Annotated in this window: 12 protein-coding genes; 3 read left to right on the top strand and 9 right to left on the bottom strand. The window is 72.4% G+C overall.

Going from position 1 to position 16,358, the window contains the following annotated elements:
- Window positions 1–77 precede the first annotated feature (77 nt).
- The 3 genes from N7L95_RS25980 to N7L95_RS25970 all read left to right on the top strand — a co-directional run bounded on the left by N7L95_RS25980 (window position 78) and on the right by N7L95_RS25970 (window position 3,659).
- Window positions 78–1,364: a DUF3300 domain-containing protein gene (locus N7L95_RS25980; protein ID WP_301260525.1), complete on the top strand. Its 1,287-nt coding sequence runs from the start codon at window positions 78–80 to the stop codon at window positions 1,362–1,364.
- Window positions 1,365–1,445: 81 nt separating this feature from the next.
- Window positions 1,446–2,303 carry a DUF2950 domain-containing protein gene (locus N7L95_RS25975; RefSeq protein ID WP_301260524.1) on the top strand — a complete coding sequence of 286 codons (858 nt, stop codon included), beginning with the start codon at window positions 1,446–1,448 and terminating at the stop codon, window positions 2,301–2,303.
- A gap of 585 nt (window positions 2,304–2,888) precedes the next feature.
- Window positions 2,889–3,659, top strand: a complete 771-nt coding sequence (locus tag N7L95_RS25970; protein WP_301260523.1) for a carbohydrate-binding protein — start codon at window positions 2,889–2,891, stop codon at window positions 3,657–3,659.
- A 125-nt stretch (window positions 3,660–3,784) separates the two neighbouring features.
- Here N7L95_RS25970 and N7L95_RS25965 read toward each other — a convergent pair whose 3' ends face one another.
- From N7L95_RS25965 to N7L95_RS25925, 9 genes are read right to left on the bottom strand one after another with little or no spacing between them, the layout of a single operon-like run.
- Window positions 3,785–4,660 carry an ABC transporter ATP-binding protein gene (locus N7L95_RS25965; protein WP_301260522.1) on the bottom strand — a complete coding sequence of 292 codons (876 nt, stop codon included), beginning with the start codon at window positions 4,658–4,660 and terminating at the stop codon, window positions 3,785–3,787.
- The gene (locus N7L95_RS25960; protein WP_301260521.1) at window positions 4,657–5,718 is read right to left on the bottom strand and encodes a FecCD family ABC transporter permease; all 1,062 of its coding nucleotides are present in this window, start codon (window positions 5,716–5,718) and stop codon (window positions 4,657–4,659) included. The genes N7L95_RS25965 and N7L95_RS25960 overlap by 4 nt, the downstream gene beginning before the upstream one ends.
- Window positions 5,719–5,723: 5 nt before the next feature.
- A complete protein-coding gene (locus N7L95_RS25955; RefSeq protein WP_301260520.1) occupies window positions 5,724–6,860 on the bottom strand; it encodes an ABC transporter substrate-binding protein in 1,137 nt (378 codons plus the stop codon).
- 1 nt (window position 6,861) lies between these two features.
- On the bottom strand, window positions 6,862–7,638 hold the full coding sequence (locus N7L95_RS25950; RefSeq protein ID WP_301260519.1) for a 2,3-dihydro-2,3-dihydroxybenzoate dehydrogenase: 777 nt from the start codon (window positions 7,636–7,638) through the stop codon (window positions 6,862–6,864).
- Window positions 7,639–7,641: 3 nt separating this feature from the next.
- On the bottom strand, window positions 7,642–8,487 hold the full coding sequence (locus N7L95_RS25945) for a siderophore-interacting protein (protein WP_301260518.1): 846 nt from the start codon (window positions 8,485–8,487) through the stop codon (window positions 7,642–7,644).
- The gene (locus N7L95_RS25940; protein WP_301260517.1) at window positions 8,484–12,488 is read right to left on the bottom strand and encodes a non-ribosomal peptide synthetase; all 4,005 of its coding nucleotides are present in this window, start codon (window positions 12,486–12,488) and stop codon (window positions 8,484–8,486) included. The genes N7L95_RS25945 and N7L95_RS25940 overlap by 4 nt, the downstream gene beginning before the upstream one ends.
- A 1-nt stretch (window position 12,489) precedes the next feature.
- On the bottom strand, window positions 12,490–13,368 hold the full coding sequence (locus N7L95_RS25935; protein ID WP_301260516.1) for an isochorismatase family protein: 879 nt from the start codon (window positions 13,366–13,368) through the stop codon (window positions 12,490–12,492).
- 3 nt (window positions 13,369–13,371) lie between these two features.
- Window positions 13,372–15,084, bottom strand: coding sequence for a (2,3-dihydroxybenzoyl)adenylate synthase (locus N7L95_RS25930; RefSeq protein ID WP_301260515.1), 1,713 nt, complete (start codon window positions 15,082–15,084; stop codon window positions 13,372–13,374).
- Window positions 15,081–16,292 (bottom strand): isochorismate synthase, encoded by a 1,212-nt coding sequence (locus N7L95_RS25925; protein ID WP_301260514.1) that lies wholly within the window; start codon window positions 16,290–16,292, stop codon window positions 15,081–15,083. Before N7L95_RS25925 ends, N7L95_RS25930 begins: the two co-directional genes overlap by 4 nt.
- Window positions 16,293–16,358 lie beyond the last annotated feature (66 nt).

Genomic DNA, 16,358 nt, shown 5'->3' with positions numbered 1-16,358 from the left:
CGACACCGCGAAGCGACGCTGCTGCAGCGCTTGCGCTGCCGCAGCGTCGCCCAGGCCCACTTCAAGCAAGGTGCTTTATGCGTCAACCCTGCCGATGGATGCTCTGCGCGGCCCTTGTCTGCCTGCTGGCCCTGCTCCCGATGCCCACGCTGTCGCAGACCGCGGGCGAATTCACACGCGAGGAACTCGAGCAGATGCTGGCGCCCATCGCGCTGTACCCCGACCCGTTGTTGTCGCAGATCCTGATGGCGTCCACCTACCCGGCCGACGTCGCGGAGGCGGCCGCGTGGTCCGCGTCGCACCCGCAGGAGCAGGGCGACGCCGCCGTGCGCGCCGTCGAAACGCAGAACTGGGATCCGAGCGTGAAGTCCCTGGTCGCGTTTCCGCAGGTCCTCCAGACCATGGGCCGGCAGCCGGACTGGGTGCAGAACCTGGGCGATGCCTTTCTCGCCTCTGCCAAGGACGTGCTGAGCGCGACGCAGCGGCTGCGGGTGAAGGCCGAGCAGGCAGGCCAGCTGCAAAGCTCCCGGCACCAGCGGGTCGTGGCGGAGCCCGCGCCTGAGGAGGCCGGCACCACGGTGATCCGCATCGAACCGGCGGACCCCGAGGTCGTGTACGTGCCGGCCTATGACCCGGCGGTGGTCTATGGCGACTGGCCCTACCCGTCCTACCCGCCCTTCTACTATCCGCCGATGGCGGCGTACTACCCCGGTGCGGCGTTGGCGTCCGGCATGGTGTTCGGCCTGGGGGTCGCTGCCACCGCCGCCCTCTGGGGCAACTGCGACTGGGGCCGCGGCGACGTGAACATCAACGTGAACAAGTACAACCAGCTCAATGCCCAGCGCCGGCTCGATGCGCGGCAGACCAGCTTCCAGCACAACGCGGAACACCGCCGCGGCGTGCCGTACCGCAATGAGCGCAGCCGGCAGCAGTTCAGCGCCCCGAGTGTCGGTGACGCTGGCCAGCGGGCGGCGTACCGCGGCCGCGATCGCGAGCCGTCCGCTGCACGCGAGCAGGCCGGCGCGGCTCCCCGAGGGAGTGCCATGCAGCGTGGCGAAGGGCGCGAGGTCGGTGCCGGTGCGGCGGGAACCCGGGAACGCCCCGACGCGGCACCGGCCGCGGAGCGCGGCCCGAGGGAAGGCGGCGGCACACGGGACGCCGGCCGGGAAGCGAGCAGCGCCCCGGCGGCCAGCCGCCGTGTGGAAGACCATGCGCTGCGAGATGCCGGCGATCCTGCAAGGGCGAGGCAACAGCACGACCGGGGTGTCGCAAGCCGGCAGTCCATGTCGCATTCGCGGTCCCATGCGCGTCCGGCGGGCGACGCCGGCCGGGCACCAAGAGCACGCGGCGGCCGGCGGCCGTAGCGGAAGGGAGCAGCGGTGATCCATCGGAAGGCTCCGGCCTTGACTCGCGGCTGGCTCGGGCTCCTTTGCCGTGCCGGGGCGATGACCGGCCTTTGGCTGGCGGGGCCGGCCAGCGCATTCGCGCAGGCCGCGTACCCCGATGCGGAGACGGCGGCCCGTGCCCTGGTGGACGCGGTCCAGCGGCAGGACCGGCAAGCCCTGCGCCACGTGCTCGGCCCGGACTGGGAGCGCTTCATGGCGCCCGGCGGAGCCGACCCGCGCGACATCGACGCCTTCCTTGACGCCTGGCGGCAGCGTCATGCCGTCGAGGAGGTGAAGCGGGGCCTGGCCTACCTGTCGGTGGGCGAGGCGGGTTGGCGGCTGCCGATCCCCATGCGACACGCCGATGCCGGCTGGCGCTTCGATCTACAGCAAGGAGAAGACGAGCTGCGCAGCCGACGCATCGGGCGCAACGAACTGTCTGCCATGCAGGCCGCGCGTGCCTATGTCGACGCACAGCGGGAGTACGCGCTGCAGGACAGGGACGGCAATGGCCTGCGCGAGTACGCCAGCCGGCTGGTCAGCCGTCCCGGCCAGCGAGACGGGTTGTACTGGCCGGAGACGCCCGGCGAGGACCCGAGCCCGCTGGGGCCGCTGTTCGCGGCCGCGCAACCGGGCGGCAGCGGCGGCTATCACGGCTACCACTACCGCATCCTCACCGCGCAGGGCCCGCATGCGCCCGGGGGTGCGTATGACTACCGCATCGGCGGGCGCATGAGGAGCGGTTTTGCCCTGTTGGCCTGGCCGGTGAGGTATGGGCATACCGGCATCATGAGCTTCATGGTGAACCACGACGGGCGGGTGTTCGAGAAAGACCTGGGCGTGCGCACCGACGAGTCGGCTCGGTCGATCCAGCGGTTCAACCCGGATGCCGGATGGCGGGAGTCGCCCATGCGCTGAACCGGCGCCGCAGGCGGGCGCCGAATGACACCGGCCCGCCGCCCTGCACGGCGACGCGAGCGGCGCTTCGCTGCCCTTGACAGTGGGTGGCCGGCAGCCGGCACGCTCATCATGAACAAAAATATCGGATATTGATGCTGGAAATTCCGGTCATTCCACCTCCGGTTTCGTTCGAATTACACCGCGCAGCTGGGCCCACAGGCCCCGACGGTTCAGCCATCCACCCGCAGGATGTACCCGCTTCCGGTCGGTCACATTCCATTTTTCTATTTTACCAGCGAGCCCCTCGACAACGTTTTTGTAGTATCTGCCCTGTAGTCGACTTGAAACTCATGCAGCAGCTCAATTCGTAGCCAAAACAACTCATGCTCGATTGTCAAAACAAGAGCCGGGAGCTCCGGTAATCGCGGAGTAACCGCCCCCTACCAGGGCGAAACCAGCCGCCAGCGTCGCCCGGTACAGCCCGGACGCTTGCCGCCGCCCCGTCCCCCCTGTTAGTCCTCCCATAGGAATGCAGCGTTTGGTTTTTTACAGTCCGGCCGTCGCGCGATATTTCTATTCACTAACCTGCATGAGGACACGGAAATGAAAAAAACTGCCCTTCTTTCGCTGGCCTGGCTCGCCATCGCCAGCAGTTTCTCCGCCCAGGCCGCCGACGAAATTGCGCTGCAGCGCGGCCAGAGCACCGTCACCTGGCGCTACGGCAGCAGCCAGAATTTCGGCTGGGAAGCACAGGTGGCCAACCTCGGCCCGGTCAAGTCCGTGTACGCCCACGTGAAGAACATCGACGGCCAATGGATCGACGTGCCGCTGCAATACCACTCCAGCTCCGGCGCCGGCAAGGAAATCTGGAAAGGCTACTGGTTCGCGCACGGCAACTGGGATGCTGAATACGCGCTCAAATACGAGGTGAACGGGCGCACCTATTGGGACAACAACCAGGGCCGCAACTACCGCCAGGGCGCCGACACCGGCTCCCTGCTGCGCGACGGCCTGAATGTGTTGAACCGGTACGAGCCGGTGGTGCGCGCCAGCTGGGACAACCAGCTCCACGGCAGCGTCACGGTGCGCAACCTCGGTCCGGCGAAGAATGTGGCGGTGGTGTATTCCACCGACGGCTGGCGGACCAGCCAGGTCGTGCAGGCCTACTACAACCCGGCCTACTGGAACAGCGGCTACAGCGCCGCGCCCAACCCCAACGCCTATGGCGCCGAGGAATGGACCTACCAACTCCCGCTCGGCGAGGCAAGCCGGCTGGAACTGGCGGTGAGCTACACCGTCAACGGCCAGACGTTCTGGGACAACAACCAGGGCCAGAACTACTCGGTCCGGATCGAGCGCGAGTCGACCCGCTGAAGCGGGCCCCGAGAGGCCGCACCTGGCCGGGACCACACGCCGGGAGGCGCTGCGCAGGCCCTCCACCAGGCGCTTGAATGGCGGCGGCCGGCCAGCCGGTCTCCGGCGGCGGCCGCCGCAGCGCCTCAGCCGGCCGCCACCCGGTCCACCACCACCACCGGGTGGCCCAGCGAGCAGCGCTCCACCCGGCCTTCCACGCCGTAGGTGCTGCGCAGCACGGCGTCGGTGAACACCTCGCGCGGCGGCCCCCAGGCCACCAGCCGGCCACCGGCCAGCACGGCGATCCGGTCGCAGAAGCGCAACGCCAGGTTGAGATCGTGCAGGGCCACCAGCGCGATGCCGCCGCCCCGCTGCACGTCCTCATGCACCACCTGCAGCACCTTCAGCTGCCAGCGCAGGTCGAGCGCGCTGGTCGGCTCGTCCAGCAGCAGCAGGCCAGGCTGCCGGACCAGGACTTGCGCCAGGCCCACCATCTGCCGCTGCCCGCCAGACAGCTCGTCCAGCCGGCGCAGCGCCAGCGGGCCCAGTTCCAGGCGTTGCACCACCGCCTCGATGGCCGCTTCGGCCTGCGTCCGGCTCCAGGCCGCGCGACCGGCCCGCACCGAAGCCAGCAGCGACTCGTACACCACCAGCGGCGTGGGCTGGGGCAAGGCCTGCGGCAGGTAGCCAATGCGCTGCAAACGCTCGGCCGGGCGCAGCGCTTCGAGCGCCTGCCCGCCAAGCCGCAACTCGCCAGTGGCGCGACACAGGCCGGCCACGCCGCGCATCAGGGTGGACTTGCCCGCGCCGTTGGGGCCGACCAGGGCCACCAGCGAACCGGCCGGCACCGGCCCCAGGTCCAGGCCCTCGACCACACGGCGGCCCCGGTAGCCGACCTGCAGCCCACGGAGCAACAGGCCGGCCGTGCCGACGTCGGCATGCGGGGCGGCGGCCACCTTCGGCACCGCGCCGCACGCGGCAGCGGCCGCAGCGCCCGCCCCGGGCGGCAGCACCGCGCTCATGGCCGCCTCCGCCGGGCGAGCACGAGGGCCATGAACATCGGCACGCCGACCAGCGCCGTGACGATGCCGATGGGCAGCACCACGCCCGGGATGATGGACTTGCTCAGGATGGACGCGAGCGACAGCATCAACGCGCCGCTGAGCGCGCTGGCGGGCAGGTAGATGCGATGGTCCTCGCCAACCAGCATGCGCGCGATGTGCGGCCCCACCAGCGCCACGAAGCCGATGATGCCGACAAAGCTGAGCGCCGCCGCGCTCAGCAGGCTCACCCGCAGCAGCGTGTGCAGCCGCAGCGACTCGACCGCCACCCCGAAGCTGCGCGCCTGCTCCTCGCCGGCGCGCAGGGCCGTCAAGGCCCAGGCATGGCGCGAGAGGTCGAGCGAGCAGACCAGCAGCACGCCCGCCACCAGCACGATCTTGTTCCAGGTGGACGGGCTCAGGCTGCCCATGGTCCAGAACACGATCTGCTGCAGCGCGTCGCTGTCGGCCACGAACTGCAGCAGCCACAGCAGCGCCTCGAAGGTGAACAGCAGGGCGATGCCGAACAGCAGCACCGTGTCGGCCGTGGCGCCGAAGCGGCGCGACAGCCCCTGGATCAGCAGCGTCGCCCCCGCCGCGAAGACGAAGGCGCCCCCGGCGATGGCGACGTTCTCGCCCAGCACCACGAAGGAGCCGCCCAGCACGATGACCACCGAGGCACCGACTGCGCCGGCCGTGGCCACACCCAGCGTGAAGGGGTCGGCCAGCGGGTTGTCCAGCACCGTCTGCATCTGGGCGCCGGCCAGGCCCAGGCAGGCCCCCACCACCACCGCCATGACGGCGGCCGGCGCCCGCACCTCCCACAGGATGACGCGCTGCGCCTCGTCCAGCGCCTGCGGGTTCCACAGGCCGGCCAGCACATCGGCCAGCGGGAAGGTGGACGGCCCGGTGGCCAGGTCGCCTGCCACCGACAGCAGCAGCACCAGGGCCAGGGCCAGCAGCAGCAGCCGCCGGCGCCACACGAACTGCGCATAGCGCCGTGCCAGCGGCTCGGCCGCCAGCGCCAGGGTGTCGGGCATGCTGCTCATCGCAGGCTGACCCAGTACTGGCCGTCCAGCGGCACTGGCTGGAAGCGGCGGTACAGCGTCTCCAGCGTCGCGCGCGGGTTGAGCGCCGCGAAGTCCTGCGGATGCAGCCATTTGGCAAAGGCCTGCAGCGCCGCCACGTTGAACGGCGAGTTGTAGAAGTGATGCCAGACCGCGTAGGCCCGCCCTTCCTGCACCGCCTTCAGCTGGGCGATGCCGCGGCGCTGCAGTGCGCGCTGCAAGGAGGCCCGTGCGGCTGCCTCGTCCACCCCCGCGCCCAGGGACACCCGCATCGACCCCGGCGCCGGGGTGCCGGGCCCGCCGATGGCGGTGCCGATGTAGTACTGCGGCTGCGATGACAGCAGGTACTCCAGGCTCAGCGTGCCGAATTCGCCCGGCACCCGGCTGCGTGCCACGTTGCGGCCGCCGGCCGCGTCGAGCAGCTTGCCCATCATGCCCACCATGGTGTCGCAGCAGCCTTCGCCCAGGCCCACCCGGTTCTCCAGGAAGACGGTGGGCGCTGGCGGCCGGCGGGTCTTCAGGACCTCGGTCACCCGGGCCAGTTCCTGGCGGTAGTAGGCGACGAACTCGGCCGCCTCGCGCGAGCGGCCCAGCGCCTGGCCCAGCACCTCGACGCTGCGAGGCGTGTTGAGCAGCGGGTCCTGCCGCAGGTCGATGAACACGATGGCGCAGCCAGCGGCCTGCAAGCGCGCGATGGTCTCGCGGTCCTGCGGCGCGGGGCCATGGCCTTCGAGGCCGAAGATGGCCAGCTGCGGCTTCAGCGCGATGGCCTGCTCGACGCTGAAGCTGCCGCTCGCCGCGCGGCCCACCCGGGGCACCGCCTCCAGCTTCGGGAAGCGCTGCTTCCATTGCGCGTAGCCGGGGGCGTCCAGGCGTTCGAATTCGCCCATCATGCCGGCCAGCCGGGCCAGCGGGTCCTCGCGCTCCAGCAGCGCCAGCGTGGGCAGCAAGCGGCCTTCGCCGAGCAGCACGCGGTCGAGCCGGGCCGGCACCGCCACCTGGCGGCCGGCCAGATCGGTCACCGCCACCTCGGCGGCGGCACGGGCGGCCTGCCCCAGGCCGATGCAGGCCGCGGTGCCGGCCGCGCTGCGCAACAACACATCACGACGTTTCATCTCAAGCCCCCAGCGTGGCGCCGCCGTCCACCCGCAGGTCATGCATGGTGATGTGGCGGGAGCGCGGGCTGGCCAGGAAGGCCACCGCCTCCGCAATGTCCTGCGGGTCGGCGATGCGCCCGAGCGGGATGCCCAGGCGCCAGCTGTCCAGCGTGCCGCGGATCACTTCCGCCTCGCTCTGCGGCCCCTGCCACAGCTGGCGCTGCATCGGCGTGTCGGTGGAACCGGGCGACACCAGGTTGCAGCGGATGCCATGCGGCGCCAGCTCGAGGGCCAGGCACCGCATCAGGTGCGCCACCGCGGCCTTCGAGGCCGCGTAGGCGGCCATGCCCACCCGCGGCACCGCGGCTGCGTTGGAGCCGATGGCGATGATGTTGCCGCGCTGGCGCGGGCGCATGCGGCGCGCCACCGCGGTCGCGGTGCGCCAGAGGCCGCCGGCGTTGGTGTCCATCGTCAGCTGCCAGTCGTCTTCGTCCATCTCCAGCGCGCCGCCGGTGCGCAGCACGCCGGCAGCGTGCACCAGGATGTCGATTGGCCCGAGCCGGTGCTCCGCCAGCTCCACCGCCCATTCGAGCACGGCCTGGTTGCGCACGTCGGCCTGCAGGGGCAGGGCCTCCACATCGCGTTCGGCCAGCGTGGCCGCCAGCTCGCGCACCGAGCCGGAGCGGTCGAGCAGCGCCACGCGGGCGCCGCGCTCGGCGAAATGCGCCGCCACCGCCGCGCCGATGCCCTGCGCAGCACCCGTGACCAGGACCACCTGGCCGCCGAATTCCTTCATCGTCTACTCTCCTGCGGTCGCGGCTTCCGCGACCTCGTCCATCAAGCGGTGGCGTTCCTCGTGGTAGGCCTCCTCGGTGTGGCGGTCCTTCCAGTACGGCACCGCATACAGGTCGGCCCGCGCCACGCCGCGCTCACGCAGCAGGTGGTCGCGGATGGCCACCACCTGCGCGCTCTCGCCAGCCAGCGACACCGACACCCGCCCCGGCAGCCACGGCAGACGCTGCACCGCCTGCAGCAGCAGGCGGCTGTCGCCGGCCGTCGCGCCGTCGCGCGACAGCCAGCGCAGCTCCACGGTGCCGGGCACCGGCAGCGGCCGGATCTCGTGGCGGTTGGGCACCTCCACCAGCGCATAGCCGCGCGCTTCGGCCGGCAGCCCCTCCAGCACGCTGGCCACCATCGCCAGCGCGCTCGGGTCGCCAATCACCAGGTGCCAGTCGGCCCCGGGCTGGAAACGCGGCGGCCCGCCCGGGCCGGCCACGCCGATGGCGTCGCCCGGCCGGGCCCGCGCGGCCCAGCGCGAGGCGATGCCGTCGTCGCCGTGCAGCACGAAGTCGACATCCAGCTCACCGGCGGCTTCGTCGTAGCGCGCCACCGTGTAGGTGCGCAGGATGGGCTTGAGGTGGGCCGGCGGCCAGATCGGGCCATCGGGCCCCAGCGTGGGCAGCACCGGATCGACCTGCCCTTCGCGGGCGAACATCAGCTTGATGTGGGCCCCGGCGCTGTCCAGCGGAAAGCCGGCCAGCGCGGGCCCGGCCAGCGTCACTCGCAGCATTTCCGGCGTCAGCCGCTCGGTGCGCCGCACGCGCAGCAGGCGCGGCGGGGTGCGTGCGGGGGTAGCGGTACTCATGGTCGTGAATTCTCCTGTGATTCGGTGGGAAGCCGCCCGGCAGCCTGTCCCAAGCCGAGGCGTGCGGCCAGCACCGGCGCAATCTGCGCCAGCGCCGTGGCCTGCGTCATGCGCGCATGGGTGCTGTCGACCGCCACCACCTCGGTGCTGCCGGCCACATAGGGCCGCCAGGCGAGCGGGCTGTGCGGCTGCGGTCCCGACTGCGCAGCCTGGAAGAACAGCAGCGATCCATCGAAGCGCGGCGTGCGGGCGACGCGGAAACGCCGCATGCTATCGAGCGTCACCTCGGCCAGCCGGTCGAGCCGCTCCGGCGGCCAGTGCGCCAGCGCGCTGCCGGGCCGGCGCAGCACCTCGTAGACGGCCGCCCGCTGCAGGCCGGCAGCCGGCGGCGCGTCGCCGGTGATGTCGAGCAGCGCTTCCAGCGCCTCGGCCTCGCCCGGCTCCGGCCGCTGCTCCCAGGCTTCAGGGGGATAGCTGTCGAGCAGCGCCAGCAGCTCCACCGGCTCACCCGCGGCGCGCAGCCGGCATGCAATGGCGTGGGCCAGCACCCCGCCGGAAGACCACCCCAGCAAGCGGTAGGGCCCGTGCGGCTGCAGTTCGCGGATGCGGGCGGTGTGGCCGGCCAGCAGCGCGTCCCAGTCAGGCAGCGTGGGCTCGGTCAGCCCGGGCGCCTGCAGGCCGACGATGGGCTGTCCCTCCAGGTGGCGGCTCAGGCCGAGGTAGCACCAAGCCAGCCCCTCCGCAGGATGCACGCAGAACAGCACCGGCCGGCCGTCGCCATCGTGGGCCCGCTGGATCGGGAAGATGGGCGCCATCTCGTCGGCCGGCAGCACCGGCCTGCCGGTGTCCGCCACCGCCAGGGCCTGCGCCAGCGCCGCGGCGGTCGGGTGCCGGAACAGGCAGGACACCGGCACCTCGCGAGCCAGCCGGGCGGCCAGCCGCGCGGCCACCTGGATGGCCTGCAGCGATCGCCCGCCCAGCGCGAAGAAGTCGGACTCGCTCGTCAGGCCCGGCAGGCCCAGCACCTCGCGCCAGACAGCCAGCACCTCGCGCTCCAGCGGCGATGCGGCCGCGGGCGACGCGTCCACCGGCAGGTCCACCAGCCGGTCGCGCAATTGCCGCCGGTCGATCTTGCCGTTGGCATTGCGCGGCAGGCCGTCCACCCGCTCGAAGACGCTCGGCACCGCCGGCGCCGGCAGGCGCTGCAGCAGCTGCTCGCGCCAGCCGCGGAGCTCGGGCAAGGGCGCTTCGGTGACCAGGAAGGCCGCCAGCCGCTTCACACCCGCGCCGAGTGACTGCCCCACCACCGCCGCCTCGCGCACGCCAGGCAAATCCAGCAGGGCCGACTCGACTTCCGCCGGGTCGATGCGCAAGCCGCTGAGCTTGAATTCGTCATCCAGCCGGCCCAGGTAGTGCAGCTGGCCGTCGGGCGCCAGCCGCACCCGGTCGCCGGTGCGGTAGGCGCGCCGACGGCCGCCGGCGCCCTCGAGTTCGACGAAGCGGGCGGCCGTGGCTTCGGGCTGGCCGAGGTAGCCGTCTGCCAGCCCCTCGCCGAGCACGCACAGCTCGCCTTCCCCGCCGGCCGGCACGGGTTGCAGCCGCTCGTCCACCACCCGCAGCTCGACGCCGGGCAGCGGCCGCCCGATGGGCACCGGCCCGCCCGCCTCGCCGGCCTGGCCGGGGCCCGCCAGCACGGCGGTGGTGCAGATCACGGTGGTCTCGGTCGGGCCGTAGGTGTTGAGCAGCGTCAGCTCGGCCGGCGCACCGGCACGCCAGCGCGCCACGCGCTCCGGCAAGGCCGCCTCGCCACCGATGATCACCAGCCTCAGCCGTGGCGGCAGCCGCAGCGCGCCCGCATCCACCGCATAGGCCAGCTCGTGCCAGTAGGCGGTGGGCAGGTCCAGCACCGTGATGCCGTGGCGCTCGCAGCCGCCCAGCAGGGCGGGCACCGACTCGAGCATGGCGTCGCTGCGCACCACCAGCGTGGCGCCGGCCGACAGCGTGCAGAAGATCTCCTCCACGCTTGCATCGAAGTGCAGCGGCGCGAACTGCAGCACCCGGTCCTCGGCCCCCAGCCGGTAGACCGCGGTGGCGCCCGCCACGAAGTGGGCCAGGGCCCGGTGGCTCACCACGACACCGCGCGGCCGGCCGGTGGTGCCCGAGGTGTAGAGCAGGTAGGCCGGCGCGTCGGCATGGGCCTGGCAGGGGGTGTCCAGCGCCTCGCGGTCGGGTACCCCGGCCGGGCTGGCGCCGCCCTCGTTCACCAGCTTCGATTCCACGCCCGGCACCGGCACGCTCACGACCGGCACCCGGCCGGCCAGCCAGGCTGCTGCCGCCGGCCCGTGGCACAGCGCAAGCACCGGCCTGGCGTCTTCCAGCATGGCCTGCAGGCGCGCTGGCGGGCCGTCCACATCCAGCGGCAGGTAGCTGGCGCCGACCCACCAGGTGGCCAGCATCGCCGTGACAGCCGCGGTGCCCCGTGGCACCGCGAGCGCCACGCGGTCGCCCGGCGCCACGCCAGCGGCACGCAGCCGGGCTGCCAGGCGGTGCACCGCGGTCAGCAGCTCGCGGTAGCTCAGCCGCTCGCCCTCGTGTTCCACCGCCGGTCGGTCCGGCGCCAGGCCGGCCCAGCGCGCCACCGCCTCGAACACCGGCACCGGAGCGGCCGGCAAGGGCCCGCCGCTCACGCTGCTGCCGCCGGGGCGCAGCCCCGGCACCACGTCGTGCAGCGCGTCTTGCAGCGGTGCCTCGGGCAGAGCGGCCAGCGCCTGCAAGGCCTGCAGGTAGCTGTCGCACAAGGCCGCAAGGGCGGCCGCGTCGTAGGCATTCGGGTTGGCCTCGAACTCGATGCGCAAGCCGCCGTCGGCCGCCGGCAGCAGGCCGATGGACAGGTCTTCCACCGGGCCTGCCGCGAGGCGGTGCACCGTCGCGTCCAGCGGGCCAAAGCGGGCCGGGCGGTCGAAGGGCATCAGGTTGACCACCGGCGCGAACAGCCGTTCACCACGCGCCAGGCCGAGGTCCTCGCGCAGGCGTTCGTGGCGATAGCGCTGGTGCAGGCGGGCGGCCCGCCATTGCGCCGCGGTCTGCGCCATCAGCTCGCCGAATGCGCCGGCCGGGTCCACCGAGAGGGGCAGCGGCACGATGTTCATCGCCATGCAGGGCACCGCCACGGCCACCGAGCCGAGCCGGCCCATCACCGGCACCCCCAGCACCGGCTCAGCCTCGCCACTGACGCGCTGCCACCAGGCGGCCGTTGCAGCCAGAGCCCAGGCACTCCAGTCGGCGCCCCGGCTCGCCACGCCTTGCCGCACCGCCTCGAAGCGGTCGGCGTCCAGCCACGCATCGGCCCGCCGCGCTTCCTGACCCAGCGGTGCCGCGGTGGCACGGCCCCCGGTCGGGCGCGCCAGCCTGTCCAGCCAGTAGGCGCGGGCACGTTCGGCCGCCGGTCCGTCGGCTTCGGCACGGTCCTCGGCCACCACGTCGGCCAGGCTGCGGCGCTGGGCCGCCGGGGCAGCATCGGCCTGCCCGGTGTAGCGATCGGCCACGCGGCGCGCCAGCAGCGCGTAGCCATAGCCGTCCAGCGCGATGTGGTGCACCGACAGCACCCACCAATGGTGCTCCGCGCCCAGGCGCAGCAAGGCCGTCTCGAACAGCGGGCCGCGCGCCAGATCGATCGGCACGCGTTGGCGGGCCGCGGTCCAGCACCGGGCCGCCGCTTGCGGGTCGGGCTCGCCACTCAGGTCCACCAGCGGCACCGCGACCGGCGCCACGCTCGCGGGCGTCTGCCAGACCTGCAGGTGCTGGCCGTCGCTTTCGCCGTGGAAGCGCATCTGCAGCGCCTCGGCCTCACCCAGCACAGAGGCGGCCGCGGCCTGGAAGGCCGCCACGTCCAGCGCGCCCTGCAGCTCCACCGCCTCGGTGGTGCGGTAGGCCGGGTTGGAGGGGTCGATCTGCTGGCCGAGCCAGAGGCCCAGCTGGGCCTGGGTCAGGGGCAGGCGCATGTCAGGCGCGGCCTGCCGGCTGCAGCAGCCGGGCCCATTGCGCCAGGGTCGGCGCCTCGGCCAGCTCGACAAAGCCGACGCCGTGGCCCCCCGCACGCAGCCGCTCCACCAGCGTCATCAGGCGGATCGAATCGAGGCCCTGGTGCAGCAGCGACGCCGTCGTGTCCACCTCCTCGGGCGGCACGCCGAGCACCTCGGCCACCTGGCGGCGCAGAGCCTCGACCAGCTCCGCCTCGGCGCCGCCCGGGGCCAGCGCCTGCACCGCATCGTCCACCGTGCAGACGACGCCGCAGCGCTGGGCCACATAGTCGAGCGCCATCGCATGCCGCTCGGCACTGAAGTCGGCCACCGCGTCGGCCACCATGAAGCTCTGGATGTCGTTCATGAAGGCATCGGCCGCGCTGATCATGCAGCCGATGTGCGCATACACGCCGCAGATCAACAGCTGGTCGCGGCCTTGCGCACGCATGCGCTGCAGCAGGTCGGTGCGGGCAAAGGCGCTGTAGCGCCACTTCACCAGCACCGTGTCCTGCTCGCGCGGCGCAAGCGGGGCGACGATGGGATGGCGCTGCGGCCGCGCCGTCAAACCCGGGCCCCAGAAGCTCAGCAGCAGCCCGCGGTCCTTGTCCGACTGCTCGAAGGGCTGGGCGGTGTAGACCACCGGCACGCCGGCGGCGTCCGCCGCGTCGCGCAGCCGGCGGGCGTTGGCCAGCATGGCGGGCACCGGCGCCTGCTGCACGTCGTAGAAGTCGAGGAAGTACTCCTGCAGGTCATGGATCAGCAGCACCGCGCGCGCCGGGTCGGGACGCCAGTCGACGCGGTTCTTGGGCAGGCTGGCTGCCTCGGGCAGGGGATAGGAAACGATGGTCGGAATGCTCATGGCTCAGCTCAGGTCCAGGGAAATCGGCAGGTCACGCGCGGGCGCCGCGTCCGCCCCTGCAGCAACGGTGGCAGCGCCCAGGCGCTCGGCGATGCGGGCGCGCAGCTCGCGCTTGTTGACCTTGCCCACGCTGGTGTGCGGGAAACGGTCGACGAACTCATAGCGGTCCGGCAGCTTGTAGGCGGCCAGGCCGCGCTCGCGCAGGAAGGCCCCCAGCGCGCTGGCCTTGGGCGGCACGCCGCGCGCGATCACGAAGGCGCAGCTGCGCTCGCCAAGGTAGGGATCGGGCATGGCCACCAGGGCTGCGTCGAACACGTCGGGGTGAGCCAGCAGGTGGTTCTCGACCTCCTCGGCCGCCACCTTCTCGCCGCCACGGTTGATCTGGTCCTTGACGCGGCCTTCCACCACCAGGTGCCCGCTTGGCAGCCGGCGCACCAGGTCGCCGGTGCGATAGAAGCCGTCGGTGGTGAAGGCACGTGCGTTGTGCTCGTCGGCCTTGTAGTAGCCGCGGATGGTGTACGGGCCGCGGGTCAGCAATTGGCCCACCTCACCGGCGGGCACCGGCCGGTCTTCCTCGTCGACCACCTGGATCTCGTCCAGCAGCGAGATCGGCCGGCCCTGGCTGCCCAGCACCAGCGCCTCGGGGTCATCGTCGCGGGTGTAGTTCACCAGGCCTTCGGCCATGCCGAAGACCTGCTGCAGCCGGCAGCCCAACTCGGGCTGCACACGGCGCGCGACTTCATCGCCGCACTTGGCGCCGCCGATCTGCAGCATGCGCAGGCTGGCCAGCTCCGCGCGGCGCGAGCGTGCTGCCTCCAGCCACACCAGCGCCAGCGGCGGCACCAGCGCGGTGAGCGTCACGCCATGCCTGGCGATCAGCGGAAACGCCACGTCAGGCGCCGGCCGCGGGCACATCACCACCCGGCCGCCCGCGTGCAGCACGCCCAGCGTGCCGGGCGAGCTCATCGGGAAGTTGTGCGCCGCCGGCAGCGCGCACAGGTAGACCGTGTCGCCATCCAGCCCGCAGATCTCGGCGCTGGCGCGCACGCTGTAGAGGTAGTCGTCATGCGTGCGCGGAATCAGCTTGGGCAAGCCGGTGCTGCCGCCCGAGAGCTGCAGGAAGGCCACCTCGCCGGCGCCCGGCTCGGTCGGCAGCACCACCGGCGGGCCCGCTTCGTAGAGGCTCTCGAACGGCGTGAATTCGGCCGCCTCGCCCAGCACCACCACCTGCTGCAGCGAGGGCGACTGCGCCTTCACCTCACGGGCCAGCTGGCGGTAGTCGAAGCCGGCATCGCTGTCGGCAATCACATACGCCTTGGCCCCGGTGTGGCCGCAGAAGTGGCCGATCTCGGCACGCCGGTGCGCCGGCTGCGCAAACAGGGGCCAGGCCCCCAGGCGAAACAGCGCAAAGCACACCGCCAGGAACTCGGCCACGTTGGGCAGCTGCAACACCACCACGTCGCGGGGCCCGATGCCCAGGCGGGCGAAACCCGCCGCCAGGCGCTCGGCGCGCTCGCCCAGCTCGGCATAGCTCCAGCGCCGTTCGCCGCAGATCACGGCCACCCGGTCCGGATGCCGTGCGACCCGCTCGCGCAGCAGGTCGGTGAAGGTTTGGCCGATCCAGCAGCCGGCTTCGCGGTAGCGCCGCGCGTCGGCCTCGGGCCAGGGCGTGAAGCCGGCCGGTACGCCGGCGACCTGCAAGGAGGTGGGGCTCACAGTGCGGCCTCCCGCAGCGGCAGTGGCGACAGGGCGTTCAGCAGGGTGCGCATCTTGGCCTCGGTTTCGGCCAGCTCGTGTTCCGGCACCGAGCCGGTGACGATGCCGGCGCCGGCATAGAGGGTGGCGATGTCGCCCTGCACCTCGGCGCAGCGCAGCGTGATGGCCCATTCACCGTCGCCCCAGGCGTCGCACCAGCCGGTCAGGCCGGTGAAGAAGCCGCGGTCGAAGCCCTCGTGCCGGTCGATGAACTCACGCGCCGCCTGCAGCGGATGCCCGCACACGGCGGGCGTCGGGTGCAGCTTGAGCGCCAGCGCCAGCGAGCTGAGCTGCGTGTCGGCCAGCTCGCCCGTCATGCGGGTGGAGAGGTGCCACATGGTCGGGGTCCCGATCACCGAGGGCGCGGCCGGCACATGCAGCTCGCGGCACAGCGGACGCAGCACGTCGGCCACCACCTGGGCGACCACCGCATGCTCGCGGAGGTCCTTCTCGGAATGCTGCAGCGCCTCGGCGCGGCGGCGGTCCTCGACCGGATCGGCGCTGCGCGGGATGGAGCCGGCCAGCGGATTGGTGCTCAGCCAGCGGCCCACGCGCGACAACAGCAGCTCCGGGCTGGCCCCCACCAGCGTGCGGGGTGCCGCCTGGGCTTCGGTGGGGAGGTCGAGCGCGAAGGTGTAGCCGTGCGCATTGCGCTCCGCCAGGCGGCGCAGCAAGGCCGGCATCTCGACGCGCGTGCGCACCGACATCGAGCGCGACAGCACGACTTTCTGCAAGCCACCTTGCGCCATCGCCTCCAGCGCGCGGTTCACATTGGCCAGGTAGCTCGCCGCCGGCGGCTGTTGCGCGATCACCGGCAGGGCCGCCGCCCCCTGCGGGCCGGGCGCGGACGGATGGGCCGCTGCCGGCACCGCACCCGCACCCACCAGGCAGCTGTGGGGCATGAAGAGGTGAGCCGGTCGGTCACCGTGGTAGGGCACGGCGCCGAGCATCAGGGGCCGCACCACGCCTTCCGCCTGGGCTGCCTGCAACAAGGCCTGCACGCGGTGCGGCAAGGCGTCGATGTCGCAGGGCGGCACCGTGGCGCGCACACCGTGCGCCAGCACGCTCTGCCGCGGAGAGACAAACAGGCTGCACCGGTCACGCCAGCGCGCAATCAGATCCAGCGGCCGCAACTCCAGCGGTGCCGGATCGCTCGGCAGAGCGGTCATCGGAACTCCTTCCTTTGCACGAGAGGTTGGGATGGCTTCGCCCGCCCCCGGCCCGGTCGACCCCCG

Origin of the sequence: Eleftheria terrae, from assembly GCF_030419005.1 — a bacterium.
GTDB classification, from domain to species: Bacteria; Pseudomonadota; Gammaproteobacteria; order Burkholderiales; family Burkholderiaceae_C; genus Caldimonas; species Caldimonas terrae.
Note: the sequence above shows the minus strand (reverse complement) of the source record. Positions and strands in the feature narration are given on the sequence as shown.